General features: G+C 73.3%; 18 protein-coding genes. 12 read left to right on the forward strand and 6 right to left on the reverse strand.

Annotated elements, in window-relative coordinates; all coding sequences use genetic code 11:
- The first annotated feature begins 100 nt into the window (after positions 1-100).
- Positions 101-841, forward strand: coding sequence for an enoyl-CoA hydratase family protein (locus tag AC07B0_RS23085; RefSeq protein WP_478898827.1), 741 nt, complete (start codon positions 101-103; stop codon positions 839-841).
- Positions 829-1416 (forward strand): TetR/AcrR family transcriptional regulator, encoded by a 588-nt coding sequence (locus tag AC07B0_RS23090; protein WP_356875835.1) that lies wholly within the window; start codon positions 829-831, stop codon positions 1414-1416. The genes AC07B0_RS23085 and AC07B0_RS23090 overlap by 13 nt, the downstream gene beginning before the upstream one ends.
- Positions 1417-1563: 147 nt before the next feature.
- Here the strand turns inward: AC07B0_RS23090 and AC07B0_RS23095 are convergent, their stop codons facing one another.
- Positions 1564-2670: a citrate synthase 2 gene (locus AC07B0_RS23095; protein ID WP_356875833.1), complete on the reverse strand. Its 1107-nt coding sequence runs from the start codon at positions 2668-2670 to the stop codon at positions 1564-1566.
- Between the two features lie 238 nt (positions 2671-2908).
- Here AC07B0_RS23095 and pdxH point away from each other — a divergent pair, with 238 nt between their 5' ends.
- From pdxH to AC07B0_RS23110, 3 genes are all read left to right on the forward strand, one after another.
- The gene (gene pdxH, locus AC07B0_RS23100; protein ID WP_356875997.1) at positions 2909-3532 is read left to right on the forward strand and encodes a pyridoxamine 5'-phosphate oxidase; all 624 of its coding nucleotides are present in this window, start codon (positions 2909-2911) and stop codon (positions 3530-3532) included.
- A gap of 423 nt (positions 3533-3955) precedes the next feature.
- A complete protein-coding gene (locus tag AC07B0_RS23105) occupies positions 3956-4561 on the forward strand; it encodes a PH domain-containing protein (RefSeq protein ID WP_478898828.1) in 606 nt (201 codons plus the stop codon).
- A 143-nt stretch (positions 4562-4704) separates the two neighbouring features.
- Positions 4705-6036 (forward strand): PAS domain-containing protein, encoded by a 1332-nt coding sequence (locus AC07B0_RS23110; protein ID WP_467296573.1) that lies wholly within the window; start codon positions 4705-4707, stop codon positions 6034-6036.
- 18 nt (positions 6037-6054) lie between these two features.
- Here AC07B0_RS23110 and AC07B0_RS23115 read toward each other — a convergent pair whose 3' ends face one another.
- Positions 6055-7299, reverse strand: coding sequence for a serine hydrolase domain-containing protein (locus AC07B0_RS23115; protein WP_478898829.1), 1245 nt, complete (start codon positions 7297-7299; stop codon positions 6055-6057).
- 147 nt (positions 7300-7446) lie between these two features.
- Positions 7447-8202: an SIS domain-containing protein gene (locus AC07B0_RS23120; protein ID WP_478866695.1), complete on the reverse strand. Its 756-nt coding sequence runs from the start codon at positions 8200-8202 to the stop codon at positions 7447-7449.
- A gap of 232 nt (positions 8203-8434) precedes the next feature.
- On the opposite strand from AC07B0_RS23120, the gene AC07B0_RS23125 reads away from it, so the two are divergent.
- Positions 8435-9127, forward strand: a complete 693-nt coding sequence (locus AC07B0_RS23125) for an iron-dependent transcriptional repressor DtxR (protein ID WP_356875822.1) — start codon at positions 8435-8437, stop codon at positions 9125-9127.
- Between the two features lie 274 nt (positions 9128-9401).
- The gene (locus tag AC07B0_RS23130; RefSeq protein WP_356875820.1) at positions 9402-10274 is read left to right on the forward strand and encodes an alpha/beta fold hydrolase; all 873 of its coding nucleotides are present in this window, start codon (positions 9402-9404) and stop codon (positions 10272-10274) included.
- A 182-nt stretch (positions 10275-10456) separates the two neighbouring features.
- On the opposite strand, the gene AC07B0_RS23135 is transcribed toward AC07B0_RS23130, so the two are convergent.
- Complete coding sequence (locus AC07B0_RS23135) at positions 10457-11452, reverse strand: helix-turn-helix transcriptional regulator (RefSeq protein ID WP_467296580.1); 996 nt, start codon at positions 11450-11452, stop codon at positions 10457-10459.
- Positions 11453-11607: 155 nt separating this feature from the next.
- On the opposite strand from AC07B0_RS23135, the gene AC07B0_RS23140 reads away from it, so the two are divergent.
- From AC07B0_RS23140 to AC07B0_RS23160, 5 genes are all read left to right on the forward strand, one after another.
- A complete protein-coding gene (locus AC07B0_RS23140) occupies positions 11608-11967 on the forward strand; it encodes a hypothetical protein (RefSeq protein WP_356875816.1) in 360 nt (119 codons plus the stop codon).
- 145 nt (positions 11968-12112) lie between these two features.
- The gene (locus tag AC07B0_RS23145) at positions 12113-12241 is read left to right on the forward strand and encodes a hypothetical protein (RefSeq protein ID WP_469380657.1); all 129 of its coding nucleotides are present in this window, start codon (positions 12113-12115) and stop codon (positions 12239-12241) included.
- Positions 12242-12468: 227 nt separating this feature from the next.
- Positions 12469-12678, forward strand: a complete 210-nt coding sequence (locus tag AC07B0_RS23150) for a hypothetical protein (protein WP_478898830.1) — start codon at positions 12469-12471, stop codon at positions 12676-12678.
- 268 nt (positions 12679-12946) lie between these two features.
- The gene (locus AC07B0_RS23155) at positions 12947-14590 is read left to right on the forward strand and encodes a CHAP domain-containing protein (RefSeq protein ID WP_478898831.1); all 1644 of its coding nucleotides are present in this window, start codon (positions 12947-12949) and stop codon (positions 14588-14590) included.
- A gap of 112 nt (positions 14591-14702) precedes the next feature.
- On the forward strand, positions 14703-15980 hold the full coding sequence (locus AC07B0_RS23160; protein WP_478898832.1) for a transglycosylase family protein: 1278 nt from the start codon (positions 14703-14705) through the stop codon (positions 15978-15980).
- 66 nt (positions 15981-16046) lie between these two features.
- Here the strand turns inward: AC07B0_RS23160 and AC07B0_RS23165 are convergent, their stop codons facing one another.
- Together AC07B0_RS23165 and AC07B0_RS23170 are read right to left on the reverse strand one after the other, a co-directional pair.
- Complete coding sequence (locus AC07B0_RS23165; RefSeq protein WP_356875806.1) at positions 16047-17657, reverse strand: transporter; 1611 nt, start codon at positions 17655-17657, stop codon at positions 16047-16049.
- Entirely contained in the window at positions 17654-18481 is an 828-nt protein-coding gene (locus AC07B0_RS23170) for an ABC transporter ATP-binding protein (RefSeq protein ID WP_356875804.1), read from the reverse strand. The genes AC07B0_RS23165 and AC07B0_RS23170 overlap by 4 nt, the downstream gene beginning before the upstream one ends.
- Between the last annotated feature and the right edge of the window lie 46 nt (positions 18482-18527).

Raw genomic sequence — 18527 nt, forward strand, 5'->3', positions numbered from 1 at the left:
CCGCCGTGCATCACGCCCGTCCCGGACGGCACCCCACCCGTCCCCGCCCGTACGTCCCCGCCCGGCCAGGGCATCCGTACCCGCCCCCTCCGGAGGAGAAATGCCCCCACCCGTACGAGCCGCCCGGGCCGACGGCCTCACCACCCTCACCCTGGACTCCCCGGCCAACCGCAACGCGCTCTCCGCCCAGCTCGTCACGGAGCTCCGCACCGCCCTCGCCGACGCCGCCGCCGACCCCGGTACGCGGGCCGTGGTGCTCACCCACACCGGCAACACCTTCTGCGCGGGCGCCGACCTGAAGTCGCCCTGCGACCCCGCGGACTTCCTCGCCCTGCTGCGCGAGACCGCCGGACTCCCGAAGCCGGTCGTCGCCCGCGTCACCGGGCACGTCCGCGCCGGCGGCCTCGGCCTGCTCGGCGCCTGCGACATCGCCGCCGCCGGGCCGCAGTCCTCGTACGCCTTCACCGAGACCCACCTCGGCCTCACCCCCGCCGTGATCTCCGCGAGCCTGCTGCCCCGCCTCGACCCGCGCGCGGCCGCCCGCTACTTCCTCACCGCGGAGCCCTTCGGCCCCGCCGAGGCCACCCGCATCGGCCTCCTCACCCTGCACGCCGAGGACGACGTGGACACCGCCCTGGCCCCCGTACTCGAAGGCCTGCGCAAGGCCGCCCCCCAGGCCCTCGCCACCACCAAGGCCCTCGTCACCGCCGGGGTGCGGGAGGCCCTCGACCGGGACGGCGCCCGCCTGACGGAGCTGTCCGCGGCCGTCTTCGCCTCCGCCGAGGCCCGCGAGGGCATCACCGCCCGCTTCGAACGCCGGGACCCGTCATGGGCACGGTGACCGGCCCCAAGCAGGCCCGCAGCCGGGTCACCCGCCGCCACCTCCTGGAGGCGGCCGTCTCCTGCCTCGCCGAACACGGCTGGGCCGGCTCCACCGTCGCGGTCGTCGCCGAACGCGCCGGGGTCTCGCGCGGCGCCGCCCAGCACCACTTCCCGACCCGCGAAGCCCTCTTCACGGCGGCCGTCGCCCACGTCGCCGAGGAACGCTCCACCGCCCTGCGCGAGCTGTTCCACACCGCCCCCGCCCCCCGCCCGGCGGTGGTCGAGGCCATCGTCGACCTGTACACGGGCACGCTCTTCCGCGCCGCCCTCCAGCTGTGGGTCGCCGCCTCCAACGAGGAGCAGCTGCGCCCGCAGGTGACCGACCTCGAAGCCCGCGTCGGCCGCGAGACGCACCGCATCGCCGTCGAACTGCTCGGCGCCGACGAGTCCGTCCCGGGCGTACGGGAGACCGTGCAGGGCCTCCTGGACATGGCCCGGGGCCTGGGCCTGGCCAACGTCCTCACCGACGACACGGCCCGCCGCGCGCGGGTCGTCGCCCAGTGGTCCCGGATCGTCGAAGCCACGCTGACCTGATCCGCCGCACCGCGAAGGCGCGCAGGCGCGAAAGGCCCCCGCGAAAGGGCCCCGTGAAAGGGCCCCGTGAAAGGGCCCCCGCACACGCGAAAGGGCGCCGCGCCCCACCCGGGACGCGGCGCCCCCACCACCCTGCGGTGCCCCCGGTCAGGCCGTCTCGGCGATGTCGGCGTAGCCCGCGATGTCGCGCGGGTCGCGCCGGCCCGGGCCGGTGTAGCGGGCCGACGGCCGCACCAGACGGCCCGTCCGCTTCTGCTCCAGGATGTGCGCCGACCAGCCGGCGGTACGGGCGCAGCTGAACATCGAGGTGAACATGTGCGCCGGGACCTCCGCGAAGTCCAGCATGATCGCGGCCCAGAACTCGACGTTCGTGGCGAGGACCCGGTCGGGGCGGCGCGCGTGCAGCTCCTCCAGCGCGGCCTTCTCCAGCGCGGCGGCCACCTCGTAGCGCGGGGCGTCCAGTTCCTTGGCGGTGCGGCGCAGCACGCGCGCACGGGGGTCCTCGGCCCGGTACACGCGGTGCCCGAAGCCCATCAGCCGCTCGCCCTTGTCCAGGGCCTTCTTCACGTACGCCACGGCGTCGCCGGTCCGCTCGATCTCCTCGATCATGCCGAGGACGCGGGACGGGGCCCCGCCGTGCAGCGGCCCGGACATCGCGCCGACCGCGCCCGACAGCGCCGCCGCGACGTCGGCGCCGGTGGAGGCGATCACGCGGGCCGTGAAGGTGGAGGCGTTCATGCCGTGCTCGGCGGCGGACGTCCAGTAGGCGTCGACGGCCTTGACGTGCTTGGGGTCGGGCTCTCCGCGCCAGCGGATCATGAAGCGCTCGACGACGGATTCCGCCTTGTCGATCTCTCGCTGCGGCACCATCGGCAGGCCCTGGCCGCGGGCGGACTGGGCGACGTAGGACAGCGCCATGACCGCGGCCCGCGCCAGGTCGTCGCGCGCGGTCCGCTCGTCGATGTCCAGGAGGGGTTTCAGGCCCCAGACGGGGGCGAGCATGGCGAGCGCGGACTGCACGTCGACGCGGATGTCGCCCGAGTGGACGGGGATCGGGAAGGGCTCGGCGGCCGGCAGGCCCGGGTTGAACGCTCCGTCGACCAGCAGGCCCCAGACGTTCCCGAAGGAGACGTGTCCGACCAGGTCTTCGATGTCCACCCCCCGGTAGCGGAGCGACCCGCCCTCCTTGTCGGGTTCGGCGATCTCGGTCTCGAACGCGACGACCCCTTCGAGTCCGGGTACGAAATCGGACATCAGGCGGCTCCTCAGATAGTGCGAACACGCGCGGCTCCCGGCGTGATTCGCGGTCCGGCGCGGTCATCCCCGTTGATGCCCGGCACGGCCGATGGTCACCCGTACGGGGACCGTCGGACCGGCCCCAAGATTTTGTCCGTTCCGGATGGCCTGCGGAAGCGTGACATACGGCACACCGCCGGCCGGCGTCCTGCGGCAGGATGGCCGCGTGAGCGATCAGGACCTTGACCCCGCCGTCATGCGCAAGCAGTACCGTTCCGAGATCGTCCGGGAGGAGAGCCTCGCGGACGGGCCGATGGAGCAGTTCGCCCGCTGGTTCCAGCAGGCCGCCGACGCGCACGTCTTCGAACCCAACGCGATGGTCGTGGCCACCGCGACCGCCGACGGGCGGCCCAGCACCCGCACGGTGCTGCTGAAGCGGTTCGACGAGCGGGGCTTCGTCTTCTTCACGAACTACGGCTCCCGCAAGGGCGTCGAGCTCGCCGCGAACCCGTACGTGTCGCTGCTGTTCCCCTGGCACCCCATCGCCCGCCAGGTCGTCGTCACCGGCACCTGCGCCCGCATCGGCCGCGACGAGACCGCCGCCTACTTCCGCTCCCGGCCGCACGGCTCCCAGCTGGGGGCCTGGGCCAGCGAGCAGTCCCGGGTGATCGGCTCCCGCGAGGAGCTGGACCGCCGTTACGCGGAGCTCGCGGAGCGCTACCCGGAGGGCGAGCAGGTTCCGGTGCCGCCGGAATGGGGCGGGCTGCGCGTGGTGCCCGACGCGGTGGAGTTCTGGCAGGGGCACGAGAACCGCCTGCACGACCGGCTGCGCTACGTCCTGGACGGCGACCGGTGGCGGGTCGAGCGGCTCTGCCCCTGAGCCCGCCGGGCCCCGGGTCCTCCGCCTCCCCGGGTCCTCCGCGCCCTCGGGCGGGGGCGGGAACGCAGGCGACCCGCGGGCTCTGGTTCCTCTCCTGCAGTGAGAGGAGCCGGCCGGACGTACCGGCGAGCCCGCGGGTCGGGTGACTGCTTGGGATTGGCGCCTGGCGGTCCGCCGGGCACCGCACTGGGTGCGTGCGACGACGGGCCGTTAGCCCGCAGCCACCTCACGCGTCCGGTTTCCGTACATTTCGGGAACCACCTCCCTTCTCGTGTAATGCAGAGCCTAGGCCTGCTTTCCGGGGGCCTCAACTTATTTACCGGACCGTCTTTTGGGGCCTGCAACGTGCCTATCGCGTAAGGGAGTTGCTTCCTACACTGACATTCCCGGATCGGGGGAGGGGCGCGTCAGGGGAGGGGCGTCATGGGCGCAGGGCTGCTGCCGCGCGACTACCGGGTCCGGGCCGAGCGGATGACCGGCGCGTACACCGCCGTCGGCATCGGCGCTCCCGGCGTGCTGCTGTCCGTGCTGACCATGGAACACGTGGCCCCCGGCGTGAAACCGCTGATCGCGGCCCCGGTCCTCGCCCTGTTCGGCTGGCTGGTGTGGGCTTCCCGGCGCTGCTCGACCCTCCTCGACCGCGACGGCATCCGGGTCCGCCGCCTCACCGGAAGCCGCCGGCTGGCCTGGGCGGACGTCCAGGAGATCCGGGCCGCATCCCGGCCGGGTGCGGCCGCGGCGAAGGGCCGGCCCCCGGCCCTCGCGTACGCCCACGACCGCGCCGGGCGCCGGCTCCGGCTCGTGTGCGTGGACGACGGCCACGTCGACGTCGCGCGCGAGGTCGCCCTGATCCGGACCGTCTGGAGGGAGCTCCGCGGCCCGGACTGGGCGCCCGATCCCGAAGCGCGGCGCGCGATCGGGCGGCAGGTCGCCCGCGAGCGCCGCGGGGCGGCGGCCCAGACCTGGGGCCGGGGGGCCCTCTGCCTGCTGTTCGTCGCCGGGATGGCGCTCCTCGCCCTCGGGGACTGAACGGTCCGGCGGGACCCGGGACGGCCCGGCGGCCGGCGGCGAGGACATTCCGGGACGATTCCGGGAAGTGGGTGTGGCCTGCGTCACGTTCCAGTTCAATGATCTGACGTGCCGCACACGCGAACACCTGCAGGGGGTGCCAGGTGAGTGCTTCCGGTCGTGGTGAGACCGCCGACGATCTGCTCGCAGCGTTGCTGGACGGGATGGACGCCGCCTTGTGCGCGTTCGACTCCGACGGCGTGATCACCCACTGGAACCGCGAGGCCGAGCGGATCCTGGGCTGGTCGGCCGTCGAGGCCGTGGGCCGCAAGGGCTTCGCGGGCTGGGCCGTGCGCGCCGCCGACGCGGACGACGTCCAGGACAGACTCATGTCCGCCCAGGACCAGCCCGGCCGGCACGTCCACGAGTTCGCCCTGCTGACCAAGGACGGCGGACGGATCCTCGTACGGACCCAGTCCGCCGGGGTGCCGGGCGCCGACGGGAAACCCGCCGGCGTCTACTGCGCCTTCAGCGAGGTCCACGCCCAGATCGACCTCGAACGCTCCATCGCGCTCAGCGAGGCCCTGATGGACGACGCCTCCTGGGGCGTCGTCCTCGTCGACGTCGACCTGCGCCCCGCGGTGGTCAACACGCACGCCGCCCGCGCCTTCGGGGCGGGCCGGAGCGCGCTGCTCGGCCGGCCCCTCGGGGACCTGCTGGTCCAGGGCGTCGAGGAACTGGAGGGCGCGCTCCAGCACGTCCTGGCCGAGGGGGCGCCGCCGTCGCCGCTGGAACTGTGGGTGTCGGTGCGCACCCCCGAGGGCGTGCGGCGACGGTGCTGGCGCAGCGGGTTCCTGCGGCTGGCCTCGCCGCTCGCGGAGGAGCCCGTACCGCTCGGCGTCGGCTGGCTGTTCCAGGACGTCACCGAGGCCCGGCAGGCCGAGCTGGACACCGGGCAGCTGCGGTTCCGGGCCAACCAGCTGCACCGGGCGGGGCGGGCCGCCGCCGAATGCGCCGACCCGGCCGAGGCCGCGGCGGTCCGGCTGGACTTCGCGCTGGCCGGCTTCGCGGACCACGCGCTGGTGGACGTACTGGAGGGCCCGGACGGGCCGGACCGGGGCAGGCGGCTCGTCCGCTCGGCCGTGTCCCCCTCCGGCCTCGCCCTGCTGCTGCCGGGGCCGGGCGCCATCCCGGTCCGCTACGAGAGCGCCCACCCGGCGCTCCAGGCCCTCGACCGGATCGGCCCGGTACGGGCCAGCGCCCCGGGCGGCGGGCAGGGCGGCGGGCCGGACGAGGACTGGGCCCGGGCCCGCCAGTGGCCGCCGGGGGCCGCGCACGCGCTGTGCACGGTGCTGCGCAGCCGGGGCCGGACCCTGGGCGCGCTGACGTTCCTGCGCGGCCCCTCCCGTCCGGCGTTCGAGCGCGCGGACGCCGTGTACGCGGAGGAGGTCGCGGCCCGCGTCGCCGCCGACCTGGACCTGGCGGGCGCGGGGTGAGCCGCCGGGACGCCGGGCTCAGTGCCGGTTCTCGCCGACCTGGGTGGGGGAGGGCAGCGTCCACACGTGGTCCGGGGTGACGATCTCGGTCACCGCCCGGCCGATCTGGGTGCTGAGCGAGCCGCCGCGGTCCACGTCGGAGTTGATCAGCACCACCAGCACGGCCCCGTCCTTCCCGTCCTTCCCGGGCAGCCCGGCGGCGACGGTCTCGTAGCCGGGCAGTTCGCCGTTGTGGCCGAGCCAGCCGTTGACCCCGGCGATCCCCAGTCCGTACGAGACGCCGGGGTACCCCACGGGCCCCAGCTCCAGCCGCTCGGCCTGCGTGGCCGGCTTCAGCAGCCGACCGCCGACCAGCGCCGGGACCCAGGCGCGCAGGTCCTCCAGGTCCGAGACGACCGCTCCGGCGGCCCACGCCCAGGACGGGTTCCAGTCGGTGGCCTCGACGACGGCGCCGGACGGGCTGAACGAGGTGTAGCCGCTCGCGTGCGGCTCGGGGAAGGCGCTGCCGGCGGGCAGCGAGGTGGAGTCCAGCCCCAGCGGCGCGAACACGTGCTCCCGCAGGTACCCGGCCAGCGGCTGCCCCGACACCTTCTCCACCAGCAGCCCCAGCAGCACCGTGTTGGTGTTGCTGTACTGCCATTCGGCGCCCGGCGCGAACACCGGCGGGTGCGCGAAGGCGTACGCGAGCAACTGGCGCGGGGTGTAGGAGCGCCGCGGGTCGGCGCGCAGCGAGTCGAGGAACTTCGGGTCGGAGGTGTAGTCGTACAGCCCGCTGCGCATGGCCGCGAGCTGGCGCACGGTGATGCCCCCGCCGCCGGGGACGCCGTCGACGTACTTCGCGATCGGGTCGTCCAGGCCGACGAGGCCCCGGTCCACGAGCTGGAGGACGCCGGTGACGGTGAAGGTCTTCGTCACGCTGCCGATCCGGGAGTACATGTCCGTCTTCAGCGGGGTCCGGTCGCGCCGGTCCGCGACGCCGAAGGACCTGACGTAGTCGCCGCGCCCCGGGATCCACACGCCGACGTTCACGCCCGGGATGCCGGCCTTCTCCATCACGGCGGTGATCGCCGCGTCGAGCCGGGCCACGGTCCCGGGGTCCAGGTCCGCGCGGCCGGGCGCGGCCGCCGCCACGACGGCACCGGGCACGGCGGCCGGGGAGGCGGGGGCGGCGGGGGCCGTTCCGGCACCGGCCAGGACGAGCAGGAGCGCGGCGGCGCAGGCGGGCAGGGCCCGCCGCCGGAACGCCGGATGCGTGGAGGTCATGCCCGGTCACCTCTGCTCGCCGTAACCCCGAGACCCCGAGCCCACTTCCCCATGCTAGGAAGGCGCATCCGCCCCGGCGAGCGGAACGGGCGGGCCCGGTGGCGAGCGGCGGTGTCGGCGACGGCCTCAGCTGCGGCGCCGGCGGCGTCAGTGGCGGAAGAAGATCCGGTCGCCGTACTCCTGCATCACGCGGCCGTTCCACTCGTGGCCGCCGTCCACGTTGCCCGAGCGCAGCAGCGGGGGCTCGACGCCGCGCGCGACGAGTTCGCCGGCCGCCGCCGCCATCACGGCCTGCATGATCGCGCTGGTCACGACCGTGGAGGCCGGGGCGAAGGGGGCGTCGATGCCGTCGAGACTCAGCTCGGCGTCGCCCACCGCGATCTTGCTGTCGAGCACGATGTCGCAGTGGTCCTTGAGGTAGGTGCCCGACACGTGCCGCGACCGGGTGCCGGTCGCGTACGCCAGCGAGGTCACGCCGATGACCTTGAGGCCGATCGCCCGGGCGTTCATGGCCATCTCGACCGGCAGCGCGTTGCGCCCGGACAGCGAGATGATCACCAGGACGTCTCCGGCGGAGGCCGGGCTGCTGTCGAGGACCGCTCCGGCGAGGCCGTCGACCCGCTCCAGGGCGCTGCCCAGGGTGGCGGGCATGACGTCGACCCCGGCGGTGCCGGGCACGGCGAGGAAGTTCATCAGGGCGAGTCCGCCGGCCCGGTAGACCACGTCCTGGGCGGGCAGCGAGGAGTGTCCGGCGCCGAAGGCGAAGAGCCGGTTCCCCGAGGCGACGGCCTCGGCGATGACGGTCCCGGCCTCGTTGATGCGCGTGGCCTCCTCGTCCCGCACCCGCTCCAGCAGACCGATGGCGGCGTCGAAGAACTGCCCGGCCAGCTTGCTCTCGCTCATACGCCGAAGGCCCTTCCGAAGTGGGGGTGCGATGGGTACGTCGGTGTCCGCCGCTCACCGTGCGGTCTGGACCAAGCGCGTGTCAATACGAGCGTCAATCCCCGGGACCAAAGCCCCGCCGGAGGACTCCTGAGATGTCCCGTACATGCCTTGACGCTCGGCGCGGGACGGTTGTCGGCGCGATGCGTCAGAATTGGGGGCAGGGCCAGCGCACGCAATCCGAGGGGCACGAATGTCCGGACTGATCGATACCACGGAGATGTATCTCCGCACCATCCTCGAGCTGGAAGAGGAAGGCGTGGTCCCCATGCGCGCCCGGATCGCCGAGAGGCTCGACCAGAGCGGTCCGACGGTCAGCCAGACCGTGGCGCGCATGGAGCGCGACGGTCTGGTGGCGGTGGCCAGCGACCGTCACCTGGAGCTGACCGACGAGGGCCGCAAGCTCGCCACCCGCGTGATGCGCAAGCACCGGCTCGCGGAGTGTCTCCTCGTCGACGTCATCGGCCTGGAGTGGGAGCAGGTGCACGCAGAGGCCTGCCGCTGGGAGCACGTCATGAGCGAGGCGGTGGAGCGGCGCGTACTGGAGCTGCTGCGCCACCCGACCGAGTCCCCCTACGGGAACCCGATCCCGGGCCTGGAGGAACTGGGCGAGAAGGCGGAGGCCGATCCGTTCCTGGAGGACGGCATGGTCAGCCTGTCCGAGCTGGACCCGGGCAGCGAGGGCAAGACGGTGGTCGTCCGCCGGATCGGCGAGCCGATCCAGACCGACGCCCAGCTGATGTACACGCTGCGGCGGGCGGGCGTACAGCCCGGCTCCGTGGTGAGCGTGACGGAATCCCCGGGCGGGGTGCTCGTCGGCAGTGGCGGCGAGGCCGCCGAGCTGGACGAGGAGACCGCCTCGCACGTGTTCGTGGCGAAGCGCTGACGGATCCCGCGGAGCAAGCGGAAGTGGGTGGTCCCGGCGCCTCGCGGCGCCGGGACCGGTCCTCCCCTTGCTGACCTGGAGCCCCGAGCTCTCAAGGTCATCCCCTTCGGACCGTCTTCCCCGAGCGGCCCGCCTCCCTGCTGAAAGGATCTCCATCGGCAGCGGCGGCCAATCCTTGAGCAAGGTCACTCGAAAGAGCGGTGTTGTCGGCGAGACGCCTGTTTTCGAATGCGGGTTCGATAGTCTGGCCGGGAGCGAAGGGGGTGCATCTGCGGTGGTACAGCGCATCGATGTGACGGGGGCCGACGGGGTCCGCCTGGCCGCCTGGGAATTCCGCGAACCGCCCGCGGAGCCTCTGCGTCCGGCCGTCCTGTTACTCCACGGCCTGATGGGCCGCGCCCTGCACTGGGCCGGAACCGCCCGCTGGCTCGGCGAGCGCCACCGCGTCGTGGCCCTGGACCAGCGAGGCCACGGCCAGAGCGCCCGCCCCTCGCCCGGGCCGGGCTTCTCGACCCCCCTGGGCCGCGAGGCCTTCGTCGCCGACGCGGAAGCCGCCGTCGACCAGCTCGGCCTCGCCCCCGTGATCCTCGTCGGCCATTCCATGGGCGCCCTCACCGCCTGGCAGCTCGCCGCGCGCCGCCCCGAACTCGTCCGGGCCCTCGTCATCTGCGACATGCGGGCCTCGGCCCTCGGCGAGGCCTCCCAGCAGGAGTGGGAGGAATGGTTCCGCCACTGGCCGCTGCCCTTCCCCACCCAGGACGCCGCCCGCCGCTGGTTCGGCGAGGACGACCCCCGCGTGGAACGCCCCGACCCCGGCCGCGGCGCCTTCTTCGCCGAGGTCATGCACCAGGCGCCGGACGGCTGGCGCCCGCTCTTCTCCCGCCGCCAGATGCTGACGGCCCGGGAGACCTGGGTGCACGACGCCCACTGGGAGGAGCTCGCCCAGGTCCGCTGCCCCACCCTGGTCGTGCGCGGCCTGGACGGCGAACTGGGCCGGGCGGAGGCCCAGGAGATGGTCCGGGTCCTCCCGGCGGGCCAGTACGCCGAGATCCCGGACGCCGGCCACTACCTCCACTACGACCAGCCGGACGCCTGGCGCGCGGCCGTGGAACCGTTCCTGGAGGGAGTCACCGCCGACGCCCCCTGACACCCGGGCGTACGCAGGCGCGAGCGCGCTCCAGCGGTACGCGAGCGCGCTCGTGTGGACTGTGGGTATTCCGGCCGGTGCCCGCCCGCCCTGACAGAGCGCACGGTGGCGGCCGGAGCGCCCCCGCCGACGTCCCCGTACCGCCAGGAAGCAGGAGCGCCGCCATGCCCGCCCGCGGTCCGCTACGGGGTGTTCGGGAGCCAGCCGCGCTGGACCGCCCGGACGCCGAACTCGAATCGGCTGGCGGCACCCAGACGCTCCATCAGGCCGTTCGCGAGGCGGCGCGCCGTCCGCGGGGAGACCGCCAGTCGCTTGGCGATGGCCTCGTCGGTCAGGCCCTGCGCCAGCAGCCGGATCACGGTGCTCTCCTGGGCGCTGAGCGTGCCCTCGTCGCGTCCCTGCGGCGTGCCCAGGGGCTGCGCGCCCGACCAGACGTTCTCGAAGAGCGCGCACAGCGCCGTCAGCGTGCCCTGTCCGGTGAGGATCACCGCACCCGCCGCGCTGTCCTCGCTGCTGACCGGGATGACCGCCGTCGTCCGGTCGAAGATCATCAACCGGGTGGGCAGATCGGGCGCGGTCCGTACCTCGCCCCCGAGCTCGCTCAGCCACGTCGCGTACGCCACCGTCGGCAGGCTGTTGCGCACGCTGTCCTGGAACAGCGAACGCATCCGCACCCCCCGCCCCAGCAACGCCATGTCGTTCGGCTTCGACGCCTCCAGCGTCTGCGGCTGGTGGCCGCCGCCCGGCGCGAAGCTCATCAGCTCCGTCTGGAGCCCGTGCGCCAGACCGCCGATCCGGGAGCGGATCTCGTCCAGCCCCACCAGCTGCTCGACGCCCGGGCTCTCGGCGGACGGGCTGAGGTCCGCGTACTCGGCGATGAGCTGCGCGGCGGCCGCCCGCGAGGCCTCGATGCGCAGCTGCTGCGCGGCGAGTTCGGCCTGCTGGCGGGCCATCAGGATTTCCATGCCGACCTCGGGCGAGACCGCGCGCAGTTCGCCGGCCCGCTCGTAGGAAGGCCGGATCAAGGCCAGTTCGCTGAGCGTGTCGAGGCTGCGCCGGACGTCGTCCTCGGGTACGCCGAGACGTTCGGCGAGGGCCTTCACCCCGTCGCGCGGACAAGCGAGCATGGTGCGGTACACGGCCTCGGCAGTCGAATCGAGGCCAAGCGTGGCTAGCACAGCGGTTCCCCCCGTGTGTGCCTTATTGATCAAGGTGCGCAGATCATCGCACGCAGTGATCGGCCGAAACCAGCCTATGGACGCTTCCGGCCAGGGCCCGAAGTGTCCACTCTGATCACTTTGTTCGGGCTTCCGCTTCCGGAAGAGTCGACTTCATGTACCTGATCCACGCGGCCCTCCGCGCGCCGTCTCCCGACATCCGGCTTCCTTCGAGCACGGCCGAGTTCATTCGTGGCCTGCCCGGTGCGGCGGACCTGGTGGAGCACGTGTCGGCCCATCCCGGCGCCCTGCCGGATCCGGTGGTCGGGGTGTACGTCCTCGCGGACGGCCTCGACGAGGCGGAGCGCCGCACGGAGAGCCTCTGCCGGCGTGCGCTGGAGGAGGTGCGGGCCCTGCGCGGCTGGACGGTGACCCGCGTCGGCGTGCCCCTCGTGACGCCGTACTACGAGCAGCTCCTCCAGGCCTCTTCCGGCCTCCCTGGCCGGATTGGGACAGGACCGTTTCCGTCCACCTGAAAGCCCTTCCACCCATCCTGACCTGCGACGAAAGTAGTGAGTGCCAGCAGGGAACACCACCCGGCGGGCAACACCGGAGGAAGCGTCACCGCGGGACGCCAGACCGGAACACCCACTCGTTCCAGCTCGGGAAAAGGACCACCCCATGCTTCGCACCACGATCGTCAAGGCCGCCGCGGTCACCTCGCTCGCCCTCGCCGCCCTCACCCCGGCCCTCGTCGGCCAGGCCTCCGCCGGCGAGACGCACGTCACCGCCACCACCGCCTGGGAGTAGCCGCCCCCGGGGCCCACCGCCTCGCAGCAGCCCGCACCACAACGCGTCACCGCACCACCGCTCCACCGCCCCGCCTCCGGGCCTCCCGTACGCCGCCCCCGACCGCTGCTCCTGCAGGACAGCCGTCCCGGCCGCGACGCGCCCGATCTCCTCCGGCCCGCACCAGGGCCCGCCCGCGGCATCCCGCGGCGCCCCAGACTTCCCGACACGCCCCCAGGAGCTTCGCCATGTCCCGATTCCAGTCCGTCGCCGTCCGCATCGCCGCCGTCTCCGCCCTGGCCGCCGCCACCCTCACGCTGGGCGTGGCCGCCCAGTCCGGCGCCGACGACACCCGCGTCACCACCGCCACCACGGCCTGGGAGACGGCTCCGACCGGCAAGAACACCACGGCGTGGGAGACGGCTCCGACCGGCAAGAACACCACCGCCTGGGAGTAGCCGCACCCGGGGCCCGACACCCCGCCACAGACACCCCGGCACCACCGGGAACCCCCGCACCACCACGAACTTCCGCACCACCAGCGCCTTCGCGCGACCCCGTGCCCCCGCACGCCCCGCGCCCCGTCCGCCGGCCTGACAGCTGCTCCTGCAGGGCAGCCGTCCCTTCGCCTCGGCGCGCTCGATCACTTCCGGCCTGCACCCAGGCCCGTCTGCGGCACCCCGCAGCACTTCACAGACGTCCCGTCACGCCCTCAGGAGCTTCGCCATGTCCCGCTTCAAGACCATCGCCATCCGTGTGGCCTCCACCTCCGCCCTCGCGGCGACCGCGTTCACGATGGTCGTCGCCAGCCCGGCCAGCGCCGCCTCGCTCGGCGAGAACATCGCCGCGACGGCCCGCGCCGAGAACGGCAACGGAGCCTGCGCCCACGGTGGTTACGTCGGCGGTTCGAACCAGAACAGCAGCTGTAGCGGCGGACAGCGGACCCACGCCTGGTGCGCCGACTTCGCCGGCTGGGTCTGGGCCCGCAACGGCGTCAAGGGCCTGTCCACGCTGAACGACATGGCCCTCAGCTTCTACACGTACGGCGAGAAGAACGGCACCCTCTCCAGCACCCCGCACGTCGGCGACGCCGTGGTCTACAACTACGGCGGCGGCTACTCCGACGACCACGTGGCCATCGTCACCGCCATCAACGGCAACAACGTCACGATCACCGGCGGCAACCAGGGCGGGTTCCCCGGCCACGTCAGCACGAACACCACCACCAACTGGCAGGTCGGCAAGTCCCCGTGGGGCCAGAAGATCAGCGGCTACATCTCGCCCGCCGGCAGCAACACCCCCACCTACCCGAGCCCCGCGTCGCTGCCGGCCGGCACCCTCGTGAAGTCCCCGAACGGGCCTGACGTCAAGGTGATGATCGACGGTGCCGGCGTTCCGGTGGCCGCGTCCGACGTCGCCCCGGGCAAGTACGACCTGAGCAAGATCGTGGTGGTGGACGACAGCGCCTTCCGTTCCCTGGCCAGTGCCCCGAACTCCGGGACCGTCGTCCACGACCAGGCCGGTGGAGCCGACCGCTACGTCATCATCGACGGCGCCGCCCTCAAGATCGGCGCCGCGGACTGGACCGCCGCCGGCTACAACGTCCGTCCCGACATGGGCGTCCCGTCCGCCTGGCTGAACGCCGCCAAGCAGCGCAACATGGCCTCCGGCCTGGTCGTGATGGACCAGACGGGCAAGGACCCGTCCCGCTACGTGGTCGTCGACGGGGCGGCGCTGCACATCTCGGCCGCCGAGTGGACGTCCGAGGGGTACAACGAGCGCTCCCTGATGGGCGTTCCCGGCGAGTGGCTGAAGGCGGCCACGGCCAAGACCCCGGGCAACGGCATCGTGGTGATGAACCAGAACGAGCAGGACCCGTCGCGCTACCTGATGGTCAACGGCTCCGCGGTCCCGATCGGGGGCGCCGAGTGGACGGCCAACGGGTACGACCAGCGCACGCTGATGGGCGTTCCGGGGACCTGGCTCGCCTCGTCCGTCGCCAAGCAGGTTCCCAACGGCACGGTCGTCAAGGACGGTTCGGGGGCGGACGCCACGGTGTACGTGATGGCCGGTGGCAAGGCCGTGACCCTGACCTATGCGGACTTCACCGGTCTGGGTTACGACAAGCGTCCGCTGGAGCAGGTCCCGGGTGCCTGGCTGAACACGGCCAAGGGCAAGGCGGCTCCGGCGGACGGCACGATGCTGCTCTCGCAGGACGGCAACACCGTCTGGGAGGTCCTGGGCGGCAAGAAGCGGGCGATGAGCGGCACCGAGTTCGGAGAGGGCAAGCGCAGCTTCGACGACGTGGTCAGCGTCCCGGTCGCCCTCACCGCGGCCCTGCCGACCGTCACCCCGCCCACCGCCCCGTAGGCCCCGGCGCGCCACCCGAGTACCACCACCCCCCCCCGAGCCGCCCGGCACCCCCAGCCGGGCGGCTCGCCCCCGCCGCCACCCGCCCGGACACCCCGAGGAACCCACAGCCATGAGCTCCGCCGTCCGCAGGAAGTCCGCGATCGCCGTCACCGCGACCGCCCTGCTCGCCCTCGCCGTTCCGCTCCTGACGAGCGGCCCCGCCTCGGCCGCGTCCGTCGCCACCTGGGACAAGGTCGCCTCCTGCGAGTCGACCAACAACTGGAAGGCCGTCGATCCGACCGGCACCTACTTCGGCGGCCTCCAGTTCTCGCAGCAGACCTGGAACGCCTTCGGCGGCCAGTCGTACGCCTCCCGCGCCGACCGCGCCACCAAGGAACAGCAGATCCGGATAGCCGAGAAGGTCCTGGCCGTGCAGGGCGAGAGGGCCTGGCCGCACTGCGGGCCGAAGTACAACCTCGGCGCCGACCACGCCGACCCGTACCCGGCGGGCCCGACCTACCCGAACCCCGCCTCGCTCGGCTCCGGCACCCTCGTCAAGTCGCCGAACGGCGCCTCCGTCAAGGTGATGATCGACGGAGCGGGCATCCCCGTCGCGGCCTCCGACGTCGGCCCCGACCACTACGACCTCGGAAAGATCGTGCTGATCGAGGACTCGGCGTTCCACGCCCTGCCGGGCTCCCCGCCGGCCGGCACCGTGGTCCACGACCAGGCCGGCGGCAACAACCGCTACGTCGTCGTCGACGGCGCCGCCCTCAAGATCGGCGCCGCCGACTGGACGTCCGGCGGCTACAACATCCGGGCCGACCTGGGCGTTCCGACCTCCTGGCTGCACGGCGCGGCACAGCGCACCGTGGGCAACGGCCGCGTGGTGATGAACCAGAACGGTCAGGACCCGTCGCGCTACCTGATGGTCAACGGCTCCGCGGTCCACATCTCCGCCGCCGAGTGGACGGCCAACGGCTACAACGAGCGGTCCCTGATGGGCGTCCCCGGCGAGTGGCTGTCCTCCACCGTGGCCCGGCAGGTTCCCAACGGCACGGTCGTCAAGGACGCCTCCGGCGCGGACGCCACGGTGTACGTGATGGCCGGTGGCAAGGCCGTGACCCTGACCTATGCGGACTTCACCGGTCTGGGTTACGACAAGCGTCCGCTGGAGCAGGTCCCGGGTGCCTGGCTGAACACGGCCAAGGGCAAGGCGGTCCCGGCGGACGGCACGATGCTGCTCTCGCAGGACGGCAACACCGTCTGGGAGGTCCTGGGCGGCAAGAAGCGGGCGATGAGCGCCACCGAGTTCGGTGAGGGCAAGCGCAGCTTCGACGACGTGGTCAGCGTCCCGGTCGCCCTCACCGCGGCCCTCCCGACCGTCACCCTGCCGACCGCCGCCTGACCCGCGCCGCACGCGCGAAGGGCCGGCCCCCACCGGGGACCGGCCCTTCCCGTCGTGCTCGGACGCTCAGCCCTTGCTGACCGCGTACAGGATCTCCGGGAGCTTCCGCGCCACCACCGGAGCGGCCAGCCGCAGCCCCGCCCAGGTGGCCAGGGCGCCCCAGCCGACGCCCAGCGGGAGCAGGATCCACGTCAGGTCGTGGTGGTCGGCCACGTGCAGGTAGACCGTCAGGGCGATCACCGGCGCGCAGATCAGCGCCGAGGCGAGCATGCCGAGGCCGATGCCCATCCAGGCGAGCCCGCCCTGGCCCGGGGCGACGTTCTTGAAGGCGCCGTCCGTCGGAATGGAGTACGGGAAGTGCGCCGAGGCCAGCGCGCCCGTGCACAGCATCGACCCGACGAGCGCCAGCGACATCCCCAGACCGGCCGGGAGCGCACCCCAGTCGCCGATCAGCCCGGCCGTGACCGCCGTGACGACGGCGGTGTACGGGACGGTCACCAGGGCCAGCGCCCCGGCCCGGGCGCGCAGCTCCAGGTAGGCGTCGCGCGGGGTCGCGATGGTCTGGGCGACCATCCAGAAGGCGGAGGTGTCCTGGCCGAACTGGTTGTACATCTGGACGCCGAGCATCCCCGCGCCGAAGCAGGCGAGGTACACGGAGCCGGCGCCCTGGAGGGCGTTGAAGACCGGCACGATCAGCCCGATCGCCAGGGCCGTCACCCAGGCCGACTTCGTCTTCGGGTCCCGCACCACGTAGCGCAGGGTCCGCTGCATCGCGGCGCCCGTACGGCCCTGCGGCAGCAGCGGCCAGGAGCCGCCCGCGCCCGGATCCTTGCGGGGCTTCGACGCGGCGATGGTCGAGCCGTCCGGGGTGACCATCAGCCGGGTCAGGGTCCGCTCCCAGAACCACAGCAGTGCGGCCAGCGCGGCGAGGGTGATCAGGAGCTGCGCGGCGGCGTCCCCGTAGGCGCCCTTGCCCGCCGAGTCGACCATGCCGACGGCCGTGGCGGGCGGCAGCCACCGCACCACCGCCTCGACGGGCTCCAGCTGGGTCAGGCCGCCCGACTGGAACAGGCGCTGGCTGGCGAAGTTGGCGACCTGCGCGCCGACCGCGATCAGCAGACCGCTGAGCAGCGCGAGGTCACGGCCCTTGCGGCTGGACAGCAGCCGCACGTTCGCCGTGGCCACCGCGCGGGCGAGCGCCACGCAGCCGAGGAGCAGCAGCGGTACGGCCAGTACGGCGGCCGCCGCGCCCGCCGCGCCGCGGGCCACCGCCACCACCGAGCCGACGGCCAGGCACAGCGTGAACAGCGGCCCGATGCCGACCAGCGAGGACGCGAGGAGCGCCCGTACGAGGGGGCGGGGACGCAGCGGCAGCATCACGAGCCGGCTCGGGTCCAGGGTCTCGTCGCCGGCCGGGAAGAACAGCGGCATGAACGTCCAGCCGAGCGCGAGGATCGCGGCCAGCAGTACGACGACGGTGCCCGCGTGGGCGTGGCCGCGCAGCAGGGCCAGGCCCAGCGTGACGAAGCCGGCGACGACGAGCGCGAAGACGAGGCTGACGATCCAGACGGCCTTGCGCTTCGAGGAGCCCTTCAGCCCGTTGCGCATCAGGGACAGCTTGAGGCGGACGAACAGCGGGGTCAGCGCCACGTCCGCGACGGCGGGGGCGGTGCTCATCGGGCGCCGCCGAGCCAGTCGAGGGAGTCGCCCGAGGCCCGGTCGTGGGCGCCGACGAGTTCGAGGAAGGCGTTCTGAAGCGAGGGCGCGCCGCCCCGGACGTCGGCCAGCGGGCCGGCGGCGCGGATCTGCCCGCCCGCCATGACGGCCACCCAGTCGCAGAGCGATTCGACGAGCTCCATCACGTGGGAGGAGAACACGACGGTGGCCCCGGAGGTGGTGTAGCGCTCCAGCACCCCGCGGATGGTCTGCGCGGACACCGGGTCGACGCCCTCGAACGGCTCGTCCAGGAAGAGGACTTCGGGGTTGTGGAGCAGTGCGGCGGCGAGACCGATCTTCTTGCGCATGCCCGTCGAGTAGTCCACGACCAGCTTGTGCTGCGAGCCCGCGAGGTCCAGGACCTCCAGCAGCTGCGTCGCCCGCTTGTCGGTCTCCTCGCCGGGCAGTCCGCGCAGCCGGCCCATGTAGCCGAGGAGTTCGCGCCCGGAGAGCCGCTCGAAGAGCCGCAGTCCCTCGGGCAGGACGCCGATGCGGGACTTCACCTCGACGGGGTCGGCCCACACGTCGTGCCCGGCGACGACCACCCGGCCCGCGTCCGGGCGCAGCAGTCCGGTCACCATCGACAGCGTGGTCGTCTTGCCGGCGCCGTTCGGCCCGACGAGACCGATGAACTGCCCCGCGGGCAGCTCCAGGTCGATCCCCGCGACGGCGATCTGCTCGCCGAACCGCTTCCACAGTCCCTCTACGCGTACGGCGGCGGGCGGCGCGGATCGCGCGCCGTCCGTTCCGCCCGTGCCGCCTGCCGCATGAACCTGGTCCGGCATGCGCCTGCCTCTCGTTCTGTTCCCCGTGGTCGTACTTTTCTCACCA

Source organism: Streptomyces sp. NPDC044704 (assembly GCF_056433525.1).